Genomic DNA, 18,070 nt, shown 5'->3' with positions numbered 1-18,070 from the left:
AAGCCATCATGTTTCAGAAATTTATAGACAGGCCGGTACTTTCAACCGTTATCTCCATCCTATTGGTGATATTGGGTGTACTTGGCCTAACAAAGTTGCCCTTAGAGCGCTTTCCAAATATCGCCCCTCCGTCGGTATTGGTTACTGCGGTGTACCCCGGGGCCAATGCCGAAACCATTTTACGTTCGGTAACGCCATCACTGGAGGAAGCCATTAATGGTGTGGAGAACATGACCTACATGACCTCCAGCGCCAGTAACGACGGTACTTTGGCCATCACGGTTTTCTTCCAGCAAGGTACTAATCCCGATCAGGCCGCTGTTAATGTCCAAAACCGGGTTTCACAGGCCACCAGTCAGTTGCCTGCGGAGGTGGTACAATATGGTATCACCACCACCAAACAGCAAAACAGTTTTATTGGCGCCATCGGTATTTACTCTGAGGATCCAAAAAAATACGATGCTGTTTTTGTCAATAACTATGCACAAATCAACATCATTCCCGAATTGAAACGTATTCCGGGTGTAGGTTCGGCCAGCGTATTTGGCGGGATTAAAGATTACTCCATGCGCATCTGGTTAAACCCAAGTCAGCTGGCTACGTATAAAATTACACCTAATGAAGTGATTGCAGCTGTTCAGGACAAAAACCTGGAAGCAGCGCCAGGCCGGTTAGGGGAGCGTAGTAATGAGGCCTTTGAATACATCATCAAGTATAAAGGTAAACTGACCAAACCAGAAGAATATCAAAACATTGCCATCCGTTCCAATTCAGATGGTTCCATACTACGTTTAAAAGATGTGGCCCGTGTGGAACTGGGAGCCTACAGCTATGGCAGTGTGAACCGTTTAAACGGAAAAGATGGAATTACCATCGGGGTGATCCAGTTATCAGGCTCTAATGCCAACGAAATACAGATTGCCATCGATAAACTATTGGCGAAACTGTCAAAAGATTTCCCGGCGGGCATCAAATTCAACCAGTTTTACCGGACCAAAACCGACCTCGACGAATCCATCAACCAGGTGCAGCACACTTTGATAGAAGCTTTTATACTGGTATTTATCGTGGTGTTTATTTTCCTTCAGGATTTCAGGTCTACCTTAATTCCGGCTATTGCGGTTCCGGTGGCCATTATCGGTACGTTCTTTTTCATGCAGCTATTCGGTTTCTCGATTAACCTTTTAACGTTGTTCGCGCTGGTACTGGCAATTGGTATCGTGGTAGATGATGCGATTGTGGTGGTAGAGGCCGTGCATGCTAAAATGGAAGAAAACCCTTCGCTTAGTCCGAGGGCGGCCACTACCGAGGCGATGAATGAAATCACCGGGGCCATTATATCGATCACCCTGGTGATGGCGGCCGTATTTTTACCGGTTGGCTTCATGACCGGCTCAACAGGTATCTTTTACAAACAATTTGCCTTAACCATGGCGATAGCCATTATTATTTCAGCGGTTAACGCCTTGACTTTAAGTCCTGCGCTGGCGGCCTTATTTTTAAAGAATAAACATGCTGAAGGTGGACACAAGGCACCCAAAAAAGGCTTTGTAGAAAAGTTTTATGCCGGCTTTAATGGTGGTTTTAATTACATGACCAACCGCTATGTTGGTGGCTTAAAAGTGCTTGTCCGCCATAAATGGATCAGCATGGCCGGGCTGGCCTTAATCGTTCTGGTTACCGTTTTCCTGGTGAGCAGAACCAAAACCGGCTTTATCCCAACAGAGGATCAGGGTTTTGTGGCGATTGCTGTGGCCAGTCCATCGGGAACCTCCTTAGCCAATACCAATAAAATGTTAAAACAGGCCGAAGCCGAGTTGAGGGCGATGCCATCCGCAAGATTCGTAATGTCGCTGGCGGGTTATAACTTCTTAACCGCCTCGAACAGTCCATCAGCCGGACAAATTTTCTTATTGTTAAAACCAAACGAGGAAAGAGGGGCGATCAAAAATATCGATGAGATCCAGAATATTGTAAGGGCTAAAATGGCCGCCATATCTGCCGGTACCTTCTTTGTATTCAGTTTCCCAACCGTTCCGGGCTTTAGTAATGTGGAAGCGATGAACGTGATGTTACAGGATAAAACGAATGGCAGACTGGATAAATTTAGTGGGGTGGCGAATAACTTTATCGCGAAGTTAATGGCGAAACCGGCGATTGCTTATGCTTTTACTTCTTATAAAGCCGATTATCCGCAGTTACAACTGGATGTGAATGACGAAAAGGCCGATCAGCTGGGCGTTAGTAAGAAAGACATCTTACAAACGATGCAGACGTATTTCGGTACGGCACAGGCATCCGATTTTAACCGCTTTGGTAAATATTACCGCGTAGTGGTTCAGGCCGATGTGGCCGACAGAACCGACCCTGCCAGTATCGACCGGGTATTTGTGAAAAACAAGGCAGGCGAAAGTGTGCCCATCAGTACGCTAGTTAAATTAACCCGGGTGTATGGTTCGGAAACGGCTTCGCGTTACAACCTGTTCAACTCGATTGAGGTGAATGCGATCCCTAAACCAGGCTTCAGTTCTGGTGATGCAATTAAAGCGATAGAAGAAACGGCTAAAGAACAATTGCCAACGGGGTATGCTTACGAATTCTCCGGACAAACCCGTGAGGAGATTTCTTCAGGCGGACAGTCGACAGTGATATTCCTGCTTTGCCTGGTGTTTGTTTACTTCTTATTATCTGCACAATACGAAAGTTATATCCTGCCATTGGCGGTCATCCTTTCCATCCCTACAGGTGTATTCGGTGTGTTTGCCGTATTGGGTTTAACGGGAATTGAAAATAACATTTATGTACAGGTGGCGCTGATTATGCTAATTGGTTTGCTGGCTAAAAATGCCATCCTGATTGTGGAGTTTGCGGTGCAGCGACGAAAGGCCGGATTGAGTCTGGTGGATGCGGCGATAGAAGCCGCAAGGTTAAGGATCAGACCAATTATCATGACCTCACTGGCCTTTGTATTCGGTTTATTCCCGATGAGTATTGCAACGGGTCCGTCAGCACAAGGCAACCACTCCATTAGTATCGGTGCTGCAGGCGGGATGGTATCGGGTGTAATATTAGGTTTATTCATCATCCCGGTACTTTTTGTCATCTTCCAGGCCTTACAGGAAAAAATATCCAAAAAATCAAAAAATGAGGTTGTTCACCAGCATGGAGCACCTATCAATAATAATCATGTAGTTTATGAAACGGTTTAATATCATTACCATCCTGCTCCTTGCATTCATCTGGAGCGGATGTTCGGTTTCGAAAGATCTATCCTTGCCTAATGTTGCGCCAGGATTATTCAGAAACTCAGCGCCTAAAGACTCTTCGAGTATTGGCACCTTGCCTTTGAAAAGCTTTATCAGTGACTTAACAGTTCAGAACTTAATCGACACGGCATTGGTTCGAAATTACGACATGCAAATTGCACTGAAAAATATCGATGCCGCTGAAGTCTTGTTCAAACAGTCTAAATTGGGTTATTTACCTGAATTAAAATTACAGGTGGCGGCGAGTTCAAGCCGCCCCTCTGATAACAGTTTAAACGGATTAAGCCTGAACCAGTTTACCGGTTCCACACACATTGAAGATTATACGGCTAATCTGGGAGTATTTTGGGAAGCCGACATCTGGGGTAAAATCCGCAACCAGAAAGCCGGTGCACTCGCCAGTTTTTTGCAAACCGAAGAAGCACGTAAAGCAGTCCAAACACGTTTGGTGGCCAATGTGGCACAGGGCTATTACAATTTGTTAATGCTGGATGCGCAATTGGAAATTGCCAAAAAGAATTTAAAGCTAAATGACAGCACCCTGAGGATCATTAATTTGCAGTTTGATGCCGGTCAGGTGACCTCACTGGCCATACAGCAGGCCCAGGCACAACAGTTAAATGCAGCGCAACTGGTTCCCCGTTTGGAACAGAATGTAACCTTACAGGAAAATGCTTTAAGTGTATTGATCGGTACTTTACCTCAATCGATTCACCGGAGCAGCCGCCTGGATAAAATGCTTATTCCGCAGGATTTGAATACAGGTTTTCCTTCGGCGATGTTAAGCCGCAGGCCGGATATTAAATCTGCTGAACTGGCTTTAAATGTAGCCAATGCAAGAGTGGGCGTGGCGAAGGCCAGCTTATATCCTTCATTGGTCATTACCGCAAGTGGCGGTGTCAATTCATTTAAGGCCAGCAACTGGTTTAATGTGCCGGCATCCTTATTTGGTTTGGTTTCAGGCGGGATTACACAACCGATTTTCCAAAGGGGACAGCTGAAAAGCAATTTAGAACTGGCAAAAATCGACAGGGAGAAAACGGTGATCCAGTTTCGCCAGTCGGTTATTAATGCGGTAGGCGAAGTTTCCGATGAATTAACGAAGTTTGAAAAACTGAAAACACAGTATAGTATTGCAGAGAGAAGGGCACAGACTTTACAACAGGCATCGAGAAATGCAAGTTTGTTATTCAAAAGTGGCATGGCCAATTACTTAGAGGTGATTACCGCGCAAGGTAATTTATTGCAAAGCGAACTGGAACTGACCACCATCAAAAATGAGCAGTTAAATGCAGTGGTTGGTTTGTACAGGTCGTTAGGTGGGGGTTGGAATTAATTTGCAAATATATCTAAACCTATAAGGTTTTAAAGACTTTATAGGTTTGTGTATAAATTTAGGCACTAAGAGCGAGAGGTTCTTGGTGCTTTTTTGTTTGATGCTGTTATCGTAGCACCTATTCCGCCATTGCGAGGAGGAACGACGAAGCAATCTTACTACTATGGGTTATCTGCGATTTGTACAAAATTATTCTATTATCCAGATTACAAACACCGCTCGTCATCCGATAGCTATCGGATCCCGCGCAGGCAAGAATCTTAAGGCCTTGATATTTTTTTATCCTTCGCTCGGTCTTGCCTCGGCTCACCGCCGCCGAGGGGCTCTTACTTTTGGCTTGATCCAAAGTAACAAAAGATCAAGGCTTGCATCCTTTCTTGTAAAAAGCTACGGAAATCTTTATTGCGGCAGCATCGAGGCTCTTACCCTTGCTTATTCCTACCGCTCCCGCTTTGATGCTGCCTTGGGTTGTGGGGTAATGAGGGGAAGTGCATAGATTTTCGTGCTTTTTCCTGCGAAAATCTGCCAGGCCGGTAGCAGATAGCATATTGCAGAGACAGGCATGCGTAGATTGATTACTTTGAGACTATGAGGGGGGCGCTGGGTCGTCATCTCGACCGAAGTGGAGAGATCTTTGTACTTAACCTTTAGAATATTTCTAACATGTCCGTCATTCCCATGCTGGCGGGAACCTTAATGCTTTCAATATTCTGCTGTACTTTTTTATTTTGCCCTTTGCTCTGGCTTGCCTCGGCTGGCCGCCTGGGCTTTTACTTTTTCCTTGATGAAAAAGTAACAAACCTGAGCGAAGCGAAAGCATGCCCACTTCTAATTAATATACACCGGGCATAACTAAAAGGCTTGCACCGTTTTTTACCTGATCATGTTGTTTTTATCGGTATAAAAGATTGATGCACAATTCCTTGTAAAAAGCTACGGAAATCTTTATTGCGGCAGCCTCTAGGCTTCTTACCCTTTCTTATCCCAGCGCACAAGCTTGATTCTGCCTTGGGTTGTGGGGTAATGAGGGGAAGTGCATAGATTTTCGTGCTTTTTTCTGCGAAAATCTGCCAGGCCGGTAGCAGGGTGCAGATAGCGTGGTGGCTATAGCGGGATGCGGATCACTAGTTAGATCGTCATTGCGAGGCGGCTTTTTCAGCCGGCAGCCTGTCCCGACCTTTCGGGAAAGCAATCTTTACCGTAATTACTAACAGGAGTTATTTTCGGCTGGCCGCCGTGGCCTCTTCTTCTTTGTTCTTGATAACAAAGAAGCAAACAATCAAGGCTTGGACCTGATGTTGGATTAGCGCGTCGAAATTTTAAAAGCGGTAGCACAAGGACTCGATTTTGTTTTGTCATGAAGATTAATTTCGAGGGAGCCGTGTGCGCTACCTTGGACAGTGGGGTCATTTGAACGGAGGTGCAAAAATTTCAACGGCTTCTCCTTCCATCATCTCCCAGGCCGGTAGCAGGGTGAAGAGGAGTGTTACGCGTAATTTCACTCGGGATCAATCGTCATCTCGACCGTAGCGGAGAGATCTTTGTCCAAGGCTTAGGCTTGCCTCGGTTGGCCACCGAAGGGCTTTTACTTTTTCCTTGATGAAAAAGTAACAAAAAATCAAGGCTCGCATCTTTTCTTGTAAAAAGCGACGGAAATCTCAATTGCGGCAGCATCGAGGCTCTCAGCCCTCGCTTTATTCCACCGCTCCCGCTTTGATCCTGCCTTAGGCTGTGGGGTAATGAGCGGAAGTGCATAGATTTTCGTGCTTTTTCCTGCGAAAATCTGCCAGGCCGGTAGCAGGGTGCAGATAGCGTGGTGGCTATAGCGGGATGCGGATGATTAGTTAGATCGTCATTGCGAGGCGGCTTTTTCAGCCGGCAGCCTGTCCCGACCTTTCGGGAAAGCAATCTTTACCGTAATTACTAACAGGAGTTGTTTTCGGCTGGCCGCCGTGGCCTCTTCTTCTTTGTTCTTGATAACAAAGAAGCAAACAATCAAGGCTAGGACCTGATGTTGGATTAGCGCGTCGAAATTTTAAAAGCGGTAGCACAAGGACTCGATATTGTTTGGTAATCAGGATTAATTTCGAGGGAGCCGTGTGCGTTACCTTGGGCAGTGGGGTCATTTGAACGGAGGTGCAAAAATTTCAACGGCTTCTCCTACCATCATCTCCCAGGCCGGGTAGCAGGGTGCAGATAGCATGATGGCTATAGCGGGATGCGGATCATTAGTTAAATCGTCATTGCGAGGCGGCTTTTTCAGCCGGCAGCCTGTCCCGACCTTTCAGGAAAGCAATCTTTGCCGTAATTACTAACAGGAGTTGTTTTCGGCTGGCCGCCGTGGCTTCTTCTTTGTTCTTGATAACAAAGAAGCAAACAATCAAGGCTTGGACCTGATGTTGGATTAGCGCGTCGAAATTTTAAAAGCGGTAGCACAAGGACTCGATTTTGTTTTGTCATAAAGATTAATTTCGAGGGAGCCTTGTGCGCTACCTTGGGCAGTGAAGTTATTTGAACGGAGGTGCAAAAATTTCAACGGCTTCTCCTGCCATCATCTCCCAGGCCGGATAGCAGGGTGCAGATCGCATGGAGTAGAGGAATTTCCTGTTAAATCATCGCGGGTACCAATTCCGTCATTACGAGAAGGCTTTTTCAGCCGGCAGCCTGTCCCGACCTTTCGGGAAAGCAATCTTTATAGCGAGGATTATTAGCGTGAAAGATTGCTTCGTCGTTCCTCCTCGCAATGACGACCCTTTTTTGTTAACATCTGTCGTCAATTCAAACTTTGCAGTCGGTAGTTCAGACGTTGCGGTCGGTAGTTCAAACATTGCAGTCGGTAGTTCAGACGTTGCAGTCGGTAGTTCAGACATTGCGTTCGATAGTTCAGACGTTGCGGTTGGTAGTTCAGACGTTGCAGTCGATAGTTCAGACGTTGCGGTCGATAGTTCAGACGTTGCAGTCGATAGTTCAGCCGTTGCGGTCGGTAGTTCAGCCGTTGCGGTTGGTAGTTCAGACGTTGCGGTCGGTAGTTCAGACGTTGCGGTCGATAGTTCAAACGTTGCAGTCGATAGTTCAGCCGTTGCAGTCGATAGTTCAGACGTTGCGATCGGTAGTTCAGACGTTGCAGTCGGTAGTTCAGACGTTGCGGTTGGTAGTTCAGACGTTGCAGTCGACAGTTCAGACATTGCAGTCGATAGTTCAGGCGTTGCAGTCGATAGTTCAGATGTTGCGGTCGTTAGTTCAGACGTTGCAGTCGATAGTTCAGACGTTGCAGCAGGTAGTTTAGCGGTTATAGGAGAGAGTGGAGGAGAGGCAATGCGCCATTTTACTGCTAAGCATGGCCTGAAAGAGAAACAGCCACCCGGTTTGGTATCTGTTAAGTGGAATGAGGAAATAAATTAGGGATGATTTTTTAGGGTATTATTGGGTTGTTAGTTTAGCGTTCGGAACAGAATACCCGAAATCTGTTTGTATTGGGGGCTGGTTGAGCCAAAAACAGATCTCACATAGTTTTTCACATCCTGGGCCAGGGCAACAATACCCGTTTCAGCATCGTACAGCGCATTATTGCGGTTAATGCGTAGGGTGCTCAACTGTGAGGTGTTGGCTACCACATCGCGGTTTTTCTGCAATAAATCGTTATACAAACTGGTAAGGCTGGCCAGCTGCAGATCGACCTCGTTAGGGGCGTACTGCGGTATGGTGGCTAAGAGTTTAATCTGCTTATCCAGCGTATCGAGCAGGTTATCGTAACTCTGTTGCGAGGCCGAAACCTGGTTAACCACCGTACCGCTGGCGGCCAGGTTATTCTTTTCTTCGGCGGTGAGTTTGGCCGTTGCCCTTTGCCCCTGTATTTTGCGGTGGTGGCTTACGGCATTATCCAATACCTGTTGGGCTACACTGTTGGCCTTAACGGCACTCAGCACACGGGTACTCAGCTTTTTTAAGGGGGCAAAAGCCAGATCGCGCAGGGCTATGGCGTTGCTGTTTTTGGCAGCAGCATCGTGCACCTGCTCATTAATGGTTTTGGCTGCGGCAGCTTTTTCAGTTAAACTATTCAACTGGATGTTGGCATTGCTGGGATTGTACACCGCGCCATAACCGGTTACATAACTTAAAAGGGTTTCGAAGTTGGCTACGTTTTTGGCGTGGCCGGTTTCATTGGCTTTAGACATAATTTGTAGTTTTAAAAAGTAAATAAATTAGATTAATTGGCATTAAGTTAAGATTATTTTCTTTACAACTAAAAGGAGTGGGGAGATTTTTTTGATAAAAGATAGGTTACGGAAATAAATTTTAGGAAATAAACTCTTGAATTTTCCTGCGATATTTCCCAAATCAACACTATATTCTTAAATTGGGCATCATTAGCCTTATGACCGAAGAGATAACAGCAGCATTACTAAAGTTTAGAGACGAGCGCGATTGGGCCCAGTTTCACAATCCTAAAGATTTAGCACTTGCTTTAAATATTGAAGCAGCTGAATTGTTGGAGCTTTTTCTATGGAAAAATGCCGAGGATGCGAACGTTGAGAAGATAAAAGAAGAACTGGCTGATGTTTTTTCTTATGCACTCTTGTTGGCTGAAAAATATAACCTGGATGTGAAGCAAATTATTCTGGATAAAATTAAACTTAATGATAGCAAATATCCTGTAGATAAAGCAAAGGGGACTGCTAAAAAATATGATGAGCTATGAGCATGTCGTTTGAGCTTTCTATAGATGTTTCTGAATTTCATGATTTTAATAAACAAGGCTTAATTAAGATTCAGCAAAACCCCTGGGTAAGAAACCAGTGGCCAGTGGTTTATTTTATCAGGAATGAGGCTAAAGCAGAAGCTTACGTAGGTGAGTCAACCAATGCCGCCAGTCGCATTGCTAATCATTTGACTAATCCGGTAAAAGCCTCCATATTTAATCAGATTTCGATAATCGGATGCGATAAGTTTAATAAATCGGTAACGCTTGATATTGAATCGAATCTGATCAGATATATTTCTTCCGAGGGTACCTACAAATTAAAAAATGGAAATGATGGCTTAATTGTTCGTAATTACTACCAACGGGAACTTTATAAAGATTTATTTAAGGAAGTTTGGAAAAAACTGATCGATAAAAAGATCATTACTAAATCCTTAAAGGAAGTAGAGAATTCGGATTTATTTAAATATTCGCCCTATACCTCGTTAAATAAAGATCAGTATGCTTCGGTGCTTGATATCCTCACCCATCTTAATAGAGATGATAGCACCCGTATTTTCATCAGGGGGAGTGCAGGTACAGGAAAGACGGTTTTGGCAACCTATTTAATTAAGCTTTTGGCTACCGATATCACTGATGCCAGCATTGATGATTTTAATGAGGACGAAATCAGAGAAGTAAGCTATATTAAAGGTTTTCAATTAAAATATCCAAATGCAAAGATAGGGTTGGTTATAGCCATGTCATCCCTAAGAAAAACTTTACAACGTGTATTTAGGCAAGTACCAGGCTTAAAATCATCAATGGTCATCGGCCCATCCGACACCTTTAAAAGTAATGTGAAGTACGATCTGCTTATAGTGGATGAGGCGCATCGTTTGCGTCAATATAAAAACATAGGCTGGAGAGGAACATTCAAAAAAAATAATCAAAAGCTTGGTTTAGACAATTCAGGAAATGAACTGGATTGGATAATGGCCAATAGCAAAAACCAGATTTTCTTTTATGATAAGGCCCAATCGATAAAACCATCTGATATTCCTGAAACTTTTTTTTCGAGGCTATTAGATGATCAACAAACGATAAAGCTAGAGCTGCATTCGCAAATGCGTGTAATGGGTGGCAATGATTACATACAATTTGTTGATGACTTGATGAATGTAAAACTTCATAAGAAAACAGTTTATCAGTCATCAGCTTATCAATTGATCTACTTTGATTCGTTAGCAGAACTTTACCGCGAATTAGGTAAAAAAGAGCAGGAACATGGCCTGTGTAGAATGGTTGCTGGTTATAGTTGGCTATATCAATCAGAAGATGATAAAAAAGCAATAGATATAGAGCTTGATGGTTTATCTTTTCAATGGAACCAGGTAACCACAGATTGGGTTAATTCTCCAAATGCTTTTAAAGAGATTGGTTGTATACATACTATACAGGGTTACGATTTAAATTATACAGGGATAATTTTCGGGAAAGAGATTGATTATAATATTGAAACAGACAAAATTGAAATAAACCGCGATGAGTATTTTGATGGTTATGGTAAACTTGGTGTGGATGATGACGAAGATTTAAAAGAATTTCTTGTCAATATTTACAAAACTGTATTTTATCGTGGTATAAGAGGAAGTTTTATTTATGCATGCAACCCTAATCTGGCAGCTTATCTTAAAAAACATATTCCATTATTCGAAAAGGAGCCTGCTTTAAGAATCATACCATTTAATCAGGTAAAGCCATATGTTAATGCTGTGCCCTTGTTAGATATTACTGCTGCTGCGGGTAATTTTAGCGATTTACAGATTCATAGCGATTTTGAATGGGTAGAATTGCCGTTTAATTTAGCCCCTCAAAATGGTTACTTTGTTTGTAAGGTAGTAGGTGAGTCGATGAATAAGCGGATTCCAAATGGCGCTTACTGTTTATTCAGGCAAGATGGTGGAGGGAGTAGAGAAGGTAAAATTGTATTGGTGCAAAGTACCGCTATTCAAGATGCAGACTTTGGCTCTGGCTATACGATTAAAGAATACCATAGCAAGAAAATAATTACAGATGAAGGCTGGCAGCACAGTACTATCAATTTAGAACCCTTATCTGATGATCTATCTTACCACACTATAGAGTTAGTTTCTGATGAATTAACAGATTTTAAAGTTGTAGGCGTATTTGATCGTGTACTGGCTTAAAAGGTTGTTTTTTTATTTTTCGTTTAGTACGGGAAACCGTAAATTTTACTTTTCAAAAGCTGTTACTTTCGTAGAATGAAAAAACTCCATTATATGAAAAAAGCAATTTTATTATTATTACAAATTTGCCTGTTGGTTATGCCAGTTTTGGCACAACGAAGATCTACAAGTGTTAGGGGTTATACCAGAAAAGATGGCACCTATGTGCGCCCACATGTAAGAGGTTATACCGCAGGTTCTGGAAGTACCTCTTCATATAGTTCCAGTAATAGTTCTGCATCAAAAAGTGATGAAATTGCCCTTACTACTTTAAAGTTTGCAGCAGTAGATGTAAATGATGGCGCTGGTGCTAAACCAGCCTATATTAGAGAGAAAGGACAAAAGATAGCTTTAACCACTTTAAATTTTATAAACAGTGGAGATGATGGCGCAAATTTAAAAGACAACTCCGAAGTAGGTGGTATCATTTTTTATGTTTCTGTTTTAAGATATAGAGGTAAAACGTTAGACATCTGTACTATTCCTAGAAGTTATGGTAGTTGGGAATTCGAAAAGGTATCGCATGAATTTCAAAAAAAGGATATCACTACTGAAGATGCTTTAGACCTTGTATCAAATTATGGCTGGAGCATTTCTAATGATAAAATGAGCAAGAATTTTCAATATGATTATAATAGTAAAGGTTTGCCATCATTTCTAACTAAAACTACTGAAGCTATAAGAGTTGAATAGTATTTTAAGTGCTTAGATTTAAGTTATTTATAAGATAAATGTTAGGACTTATTAACACTCGGTTTTATTTGTTAATGGTTCATTTTCAGTAAGTTAAATTTTTTGTGTTCCAGTTCTGACTGTTGGCTGACTAAATTATCGACTAAATGGTTTGATTGTTAAGAACTTGCATCGAAATTGAATTGCGATTTTAATTAAGTTTGTATTAGAAGTCAGACGAAATACTGGTGGGTTTAATAGAAATAAAAAGGCTCAGGAAACTACGACATATCCTGAGCCCAATAAAAATTATTATTCGCAACTAAGGAAATTAGAAACGAACATGAGGTAGCATCGTTTATTTAGAATGGTGCAAAAGTAGAAATATTATGCTTTTGTACACTATAAAGTTCATCTTCTTTTTCTCTTATTGCCTAGGGATACCGGCCATACAAAGCTTCTGGAAATAATTAAACTGCTCAAATAATTGGGCAATCATTCCTATTGTTTATTTTTTTAACATGGCAACAAATGGCAAACCAGGCGACAACCGCCGACATGGAGCAGTAAAAGATCGCTCCCAAATTTTTAATCCAACAACAGAACAATGGGTTAAACGAGATACTGAAAATGGTAGGTTTATGGATGCGAAAAAAGATGGAACACCTTTTAAGGGGGTTAGAAGGGAGAAGAAATAATATGGATATTTCGGCATATTTTATGCAGAAGACGTATAACCTAAAGGATATAGAGTTTGTTAATAATGAACTAACTTTTAAAGACTTAATTGATCTCTTGAAAAATGAAGAAGTAAAGAGTTTGGTTGGAGATACGTACGAAATTATCGAAGATAATATAATCAGCATCGATAAAATTGATATTATCTATTCTATCGTTAGGAAGTATTCGACAAAATTTGAAACCCATAGGATATTATGTGAAGAAAAGGATACTAAGGTTGAGTTTGTACAGAACAATGAAAAAGATGTCTTTTTTATATTAAATAATTGTGCAACAGAAGATGGTGAATATTTAGGCCGAGTTGAAGCTTTATCTAAATATGACTCAATTCATTTATTTTATGATGATAGGAAACTCAGTCAACATATAAATTACATAAAGTCGAAGCATCGCGATCAGAAATTGTTAGATTCCATAAATAACTCTTGGATAGAATATTATAAACGAAACAGTAAGATATCAAAGGATCGGTTATTTCGAGTATTGAGAGATAATGAAAGAGGAGATTATTTTGCCAAAAGTTTTAATACGATTAAATACAAAGAATATGGCATAGCAGAAACATTTGTTTTAACTATTTTAGAACTGAATAAGTTAAAAGAAAGTACTGGTTCTAAATTGGAAATTTTAAGTTTAGCTATTAGTGAAGCTAAAATTGAGATCATTATTTCGACTAATAAAGAACACTACATTAACGGCCTTGGCAGATTAAAAGCATCTATTACTGTTAGAAATAAAGATCAAGGCAATACATCATTAGGATTTTATGCAACAATCAACTTCAATTTGGAAAAGGAGATTGGCGAAAATATTTTCTTATATCCTAACAGGAATATTGATGATATAAACTTTAAGAAGACTTTCCAACATACAATTTCGGCAAAAAAATTTATAGACAATCATACTATAATTAATGAATTAATAAATGAAATGGATAGAGTATATGATGATATTCATTTTTTAAAAGATAAACATACTCCCGATCAACTTCGGGCCAAGATTTTTGAGAGAGTTGGATCAACGCGAGGAATTTTCAAAGATGTTAAAGAATTAAGTGATCTTTTTAGAAAAGATGTTGACAATGAGATATCTAACATTAAGCAATTACTGAAGTTATGTTCTAAAGCAGAAATACTCGAGATGGAATATGATACCAAATTTCATCTAAGGTATCTAATATCGAATGTACTCCTTTATGGTAAAAATAATCTCGAATAAATTTTAAAGGCATGAATAAAATATCCGTTGCAGACATTGTGCGATTTGTGAGGAAAACTCCTGCTGGCAGAGTTACTTTTATTGCAAATCTAAAAAAGCCAAAAGTCCAGACTAATGATGAGGGGGGGAATTATTGGATAATTTCTTCGAGCGCAATAAGTCAAGTTTTTCGATCTGAAGAATTAATTGTGTTAGATGACAAAGTTGACAGTGTTATTGAAAAGAAAAAAAGTGCTACCGCAAAGATTTCAAAGGATATGTATCAATGTAATATTGATATTCTTCATAATGCTAAAGAATTTGATTTTCAGGATTTAAAGCCTTATTTTTCCGTTTCTTATATTAAGAATACTAAATCAATTTTAGAATTGCGTGGAGTACCCATACAAATTATACCTAACCATGTATTTACTTTTGAAGAAAATGGTCAAAAAAAAGTTGGGGCTATTTGGTTTGTAGCTAAAAAGGATACTTATAGTAAAGAAGAGCTAGCAATTTTTGTTTACAGTTTACATCAATATTTAAAAAATATGTGGGGGAATAAATACGAAGTAAGCGATGATTATTGTATAGCTTTTGATATTACCGTTGGGCATAAATTAAACTATAAAGAGATAGTTAGTTCTAACTATCAAGAATTTATTAAAGAAACTTTAATCGATTTGAGGAAAGCTATACAATAGAATTTAATTCTAGATGAAAGAAAAACATTAAAGAATAAAAAAGTATCATCAACAAGAACCAGGTTTTATTATTAATGCCAGCGGCTTTAAAGCTGTAGTGGATGCAAAATATAAGCCTAGATATGCTTACGGCAACTCAAGTGTTGAAGATGCTAGGCAGTTTCTGGGTATACCATGTTAAATGAAGTATACAAAGAGCTAAGCATTAATGATAATTCGTTGATCCCTGCTTATTTTATTTATCCTTCAAATTTACCAGCGATTGCTGAAAAAGATGGTTCAGAAAGTGAAGATGTTTTTGAATAACCAGCTGAGGCGTCTGATCAACTGCTAAAAGGCAAAGTCAGAAAGTCTACTATGTATAGAGAGCTGTATTTACAAGAAATTAGTTTGCCATTTACTTCGTTCTCTAAATAAATTCGAATTCTGCAATGTTTATAGCTGACCACTATTTAAAAGGATCCTGGATCGCTGGGCACATCTATGATATCTTCTTCAAATAAAGAAGGCTTGTACCTATTTTGTCTTCTAATTAAATGTTAAGAAGTTATATCATCATGAGCACTTCATCCAATTGTTTTTCTAATAATTATAACATATAAGTCTTTCTAATACAAGCTAAAATTAGTTACTATATAATGCAGTTGCAAATAAAGTATCGCTTGGTTTTACGAACTAGTTGATTGCTAGTTAGGTGCTTAAGAAATAAAATCTATTGAGCAATTGACTTCTAACAAATCTGTTAAAAGAAAACCACCGAATTCAATATTTCCAATTTTTATTTCATTCATAATGAAATAGTCTTCTATTGAAGTGTCTGGATCAGAAGCCCCTACTAAAAAGTCTATAAGCTCATTTAATATAAAAGTTAAGTAATAACGTAAGTTAGAGGCAATTTGTTCATTATTAGTATCAGTAGCCGCATCGTGAATAATTTCGTTACGGAGGCGATAAATTCTAGTAAAATGAATTTCCAAATTTTCTTTGTGCGCATTTATGTAGTCGGCAGCATTAGCAGGTTTGCCTGCTTTGAAAAACCACTTCGCAAGTTTCATACATCGATAAGCTAAAAGGGAAAAATCATCAATTAGATTATCAGTTACTTGTTGATAGAATACTTGTGTTTTAAGATGTTCTGTGTTATTATCATTATAGCTAACGATTTTAGTCTTATCATAGGTGCTAAGGCTACTTATAAATTTATTCATGCCATACGTATTTCTTTTTACGTAGGCGAGTGCATGTGCATTTATAAAATGATCTTTAATTCGATTAATGGTATTTTGGCTTTCATAATTAGAAAAAATATACTCTAAGCCGATCCAGTAATTAATGAATTTATGCTCAACTTCTGTAGATTGATTTCCCAATCTGAGGTAACGTATGGCAGATTTAATTTTCTCTTTGGTTTCCTTAACAATGTTATTATTTTGGATGATTATTGGAAGCTTTGTTGTAAATTCAACATAATGATCTTTTTCTACCTTATATTTTCCGTCTAAAATATTAGCATTATTTTGGAAAGCTCCCTTTTCCGTTGGTCTAGAACCAACAACCAATACTCGCTGGTTAATTAACAAATATTCGCCCGATAAGCCTAAATTTATAACGTCAAGATATTCTGAAAGGATATTTCTCGCTTTTTTTAAAGCTGCCAAGGGATCTCTAGCATCAAGACTACAAGTGATAAATTTCCTGTTGGCGGCAGTAATGTTAAAAGATTCAAACTCGGCCTGATATCGGCCTGTTAAAGCAAATTCATTGATGTCGTCACTAAGTATTAAAATAGAGTGAGGTATAGCGGTGATGGCATCATAAACTTTTTGAGTGGTATCAATTCTGAAAATTACATCATAATTACTTTCTGCATCAAGAATTCTAGTTTTGAAATCTGAAAAATGTGTATTGAAATCGTTTCCATCTTTTAAGCTGTGTACAAAAATGCCATAAATGAGTTTGTATAAAAATCCTTTTGAATAACCATTACTGATAAGCTCACTAAATAGGAAATTAAGTGCATTATCAATTTTTTCCAGGTTTGCTAAAGTGTGATCATCGGTTGCAACAAGGTTTTCTAATCCGTTCGTTACAGATAATAGATACTCATCATTTTCTCGAAGTACAATCTCTAGAACTGATATAACCTTTTTGTAATTATACTCATCAATTAGTTTAAGTAGCTGGTTAATATAATTTAATGATATTGAATCAAATCGTAGATAAGTTTCTTCGTACTGTAAAAGTTTTATTGCATCATCTACTAACGCCTTTTTGCCTTTATCTTTTGACTTAATAGTTTGGAAATGCTTAATTCTTCCCAGTTCAAATTCCTCTAAACAATATTTCAACTCCTCTAGAATAGTCCTCGGATTATTCAGTCTAACTCTGTAAGAATCTATACTGCCTAGATATAAAAGCTCCAGAGATTTTTCTATGAAGAATTTTTGGCACGTTGTTAGTTGTGTGTTTTTATGTATAATTATTTGCATAATTTGTAATTATGTTCTAATTTTGAAATGGAAATCATTTGAAACAAAGATATATAAGATAAAAAAGGAAGATAGGTTGATTTGGATCTGGAGGCAATTCCGCATTTCTTCGCTACTTCCTTAGATATTTAAAGGGAATTTCAATCTGAAATTCCCTTCTTTATTTAAAGCCATAAGCTTCCTTTGTAAGCAAATTCTACTATCCCCACAGAATTCGAACCTGTAGCTCTCACTTTCTTGAACAGTATTTTGTATTGGCTTGCTATTTATCTGCTAGTTTAGAAACATCTAATAACTCAGGAACTGATATTTTCAAATTATCTGCGATTAATTTAATACTGCTAATTGAAACATTTGTTTCTGCTCGCTCAATGCGACCTATTTGTCTCGTATCAATTTCGGTTAACTCTGCCAGCTTCTCCTGTGTAATTTTTCTAAGATCACGAATTTCCACAATGCGTTTTCCAATTTTAACTAAATATTCTTGATTGCGATATTGTTTTCCCACCATGCAAAATCCTAATATTATTAAAAATATATTAGGACTTATTTGTCCTTTTATTTTAGATTCATTATATTTGATTAATTAATAAAGAGTTATAAATAAGAGTTTTGCAGCTCCACATCTCAGGCCGTTGATGCAAAATAGTAGATTTATAACCCATTCTTGTGTAGTTTATGCTATTTTAGCATTTCTAAATGAGAGTGGGTTTCTGCTGTAATTCCATATCAACG

13 protein-coding genes are annotated in these 18,070 nt (G+C 39.2%); 10 read left to right on the top strand and 3 right to left on the bottom strand.

From position 1 onward, the window contains the following. Nucleotides 1-8 precede the first annotated feature (8 nt). The 3 genes from OQX64_RS08715 to OQX64_RS08705 all read left to right on the top strand — a co-directional run bounded on the left by OQX64_RS08715 (nt 9) and on the right by OQX64_RS08705 (nt 8,004). Nucleotides 9-3,209: an efflux RND transporter permease subunit gene (locus OQX64_RS08715; protein WP_265818476.1), complete on the top strand. Its 3,201-nt coding sequence runs from the start codon at nt 9-11 to the stop codon at nt 3,207-3,209. Beyond that, nucleotides 3,196-4,602: a TolC family protein gene (locus tag OQX64_RS08710; RefSeq protein ID WP_265818475.1), complete on the top strand. Its 1,407-nt coding sequence runs from the start codon at nt 3,196-3,198 to the stop codon at nt 4,600-4,602. The genes OQX64_RS08715 and OQX64_RS08710 overlap by 14 nt, the downstream gene beginning before the upstream one ends. 2,712 nt (nt 4,603-7,314) lie before the next feature. Beyond that, entirely contained in the window at nt 7,315-8,004 is a 690-nt protein-coding gene (locus OQX64_RS08705; RefSeq protein WP_265818474.1) for a hypothetical protein, read from the top strand. A gap of 29 nt (nt 8,005-8,033) precedes the next feature. Here OQX64_RS08705 and OQX64_RS08700 read toward each other — a convergent pair whose 3' ends face one another. Further along, nucleotides 8,034-8,777: a hypothetical protein gene (locus OQX64_RS08700; RefSeq protein ID WP_265818473.1), complete on the bottom strand. Its 744-nt coding sequence runs from the start codon at nt 8,775-8,777 to the stop codon at nt 8,034-8,036. 200 nt (nt 8,778-8,977) lie between these two features. Here OQX64_RS08700 and OQX64_RS08695 point away from each other — a divergent pair, with 200 nt between their 5' ends. The 7 genes from OQX64_RS08695 to OQX64_RS08665 all read left to right on the top strand — a co-directional run bounded on the left by OQX64_RS08695 (nt 8,978) and on the right by OQX64_RS08665 (nt 15,152). Then, a complete protein-coding gene (locus OQX64_RS08695; RefSeq protein WP_265818472.1) occupies nt 8,978-9,301 on the top strand; it encodes a nucleotide pyrophosphohydrolase in 324 nt (107 codons plus the stop codon). Then, complete coding sequence (locus OQX64_RS08690; protein ID WP_265818471.1) at nt 9,298-11,493, top strand: DNA/RNA helicase domain-containing protein; 2,196 nt, start codon at nt 9,298-9,300, stop codon at nt 11,491-11,493. Before OQX64_RS08695 ends, OQX64_RS08690 begins: the two co-directional genes overlap by 4 nt. Nucleotides 11,494-11,586: 93 nt before the next feature. Then, a complete protein-coding gene (locus OQX64_RS08685; RefSeq protein WP_265818470.1) occupies nt 11,587-12,225 on the top strand; it encodes a hypothetical protein in 639 nt (212 codons plus the stop codon). Nucleotides 12,226-12,725: 500 nt separating this feature from the next. Further along, a complete protein-coding gene (locus OQX64_RS08680; protein ID WP_265818469.1) occupies nt 12,726-12,902 on the top strand; it encodes a hypothetical protein in 177 nt (58 codons plus the stop codon). Continuing rightward, entirely contained in the window at nt 12,862-14,163 is a 1,302-nt protein-coding gene (locus OQX64_RS08675) for a hypothetical protein (protein ID WP_265818468.1), read from the top strand. The genes OQX64_RS08680 and OQX64_RS08675 overlap by 41 nt, the downstream gene beginning before the upstream one ends. 11 nt (nt 14,164-14,174) lie before the next feature. Beyond that, nucleotides 14,175-14,846 (top strand): hypothetical protein, encoded by a 672-nt coding sequence (locus OQX64_RS08670; protein ID WP_265818467.1) that lies wholly within the window; start codon nt 14,175-14,177, stop codon nt 14,844-14,846. A gap of 174 nt (nt 14,847-15,020) precedes the next feature. Continuing rightward, complete coding sequence (locus tag OQX64_RS08665) at nt 15,021-15,152, top strand: hypothetical protein (protein WP_265818466.1); 132 nt, start codon at nt 15,021-15,023, stop codon at nt 15,150-15,152. A gap of 392 nt (nt 15,153-15,544) precedes the next feature. Here OQX64_RS08665 and OQX64_RS08660 read toward each other — a convergent pair whose 3' ends face one another. Both OQX64_RS08660 and OQX64_RS08655 read right to left on the bottom strand, forming a co-directional pair. Continuing rightward, entirely contained in the window at nt 15,545-17,335 is a 1,791-nt protein-coding gene (locus tag OQX64_RS08660; RefSeq protein ID WP_265818465.1) for a hypothetical protein, read from the bottom strand. Nucleotides 17,336-17,597: 262 nt separating this feature from the next. Next, on the bottom strand, nt 17,598-17,846 hold the full coding sequence (locus OQX64_RS08655) for a helix-turn-helix domain-containing protein (RefSeq protein ID WP_265818464.1): 249 nt from the start codon (nt 17,844-17,846) through the stop codon (nt 17,598-17,600). Between the last annotated feature and the right edge of the window lie 224 nt (nt 17,847-18,070).

Source organism: Pedobacter sp. GR22-10, assembly GCF_026239715.1.
GTDB lineage: Bacteria > Bacteroidota > Bacteroidia > Sphingobacteriales > Sphingobacteriaceae > Pedobacter.
This window is presented reverse-complemented; position numbering and strand designations above follow the sequence as displayed.

Bases quoted from the DNA above. Each gene is read 5' to 3' on its own strand.
- OQX64_RS08715 (WP_265818476.1), top strand. From the start codon at position 9: ATGTTTCAGAAATTTATAGACAGGCCGGTACTTTCAACCGTTATCTCC.
- OQX64_RS08710 (WP_265818475.1), top strand. From the start codon at position 3,196: ATGAAACGGTTTAATATCATTACCATCCTGCTCCTTGCATTCATCTGG.
- OQX64_RS08700 (WP_265818473.1), bottom strand. From the start codon at position 8,777: ATGTCTAAAGCCAATGAAACCGGCCACGCCAAAAACGTAGCCAACTTC.
- OQX64_RS08695 (WP_265818472.1), top strand. From the start codon at position 8,978: ATGACCGAAGAGATAACAGCAGCATTACTAAAGTTTAGAGACGAGCGC.
- OQX64_RS08690 (WP_265818471.1), top strand. From the start codon at position 9,298: ATGAGCATGTCGTTTGAGCTTTCTATAGATGTTTCTGAATTTCATGAT.
- OQX64_RS08685 (WP_265818470.1), top strand. From the start codon at position 11,587: ATGAAAAAAGCAATTTTATTATTATTACAAATTTGCCTGTTGGTTATG.
- OQX64_RS08680 (WP_265818469.1), top strand. From the start codon at position 12,726: ATGGCAACAAATGGCAAACCAGGCGACAACCGCCGACATGGAGCAGTA.
- OQX64_RS08675 (WP_265818468.1), top strand. From the start codon at position 12,862: ATGGAACACCTTTTAAGGGGGTTAGAAGGGAGAAGAAATAATATGGAT.
- OQX64_RS08670 (WP_265818467.1), top strand. From the start codon at position 14,175: ATGAATAAAATATCCGTTGCAGACATTGTGCGATTTGTGAGGAAAACT.
- OQX64_RS08665 (WP_265818466.1), top strand. From the start codon at position 15,021: ATGTTAAATGAAGTATACAAAGAGCTAAGCATTAATGATAATTCGTTG.
- OQX64_RS08660 (WP_265818465.1), bottom strand. From the start codon at position 17,335: ATGCAAATAATTATACATAAAAACACACAACTAACAACGTGCCAAAAA.
- OQX64_RS08655 (WP_265818464.1), bottom strand. From the start codon at position 17,846: ATGGTGGGAAAACAATATCGCAATCAAGAATATTTAGTTAAAATTGGA.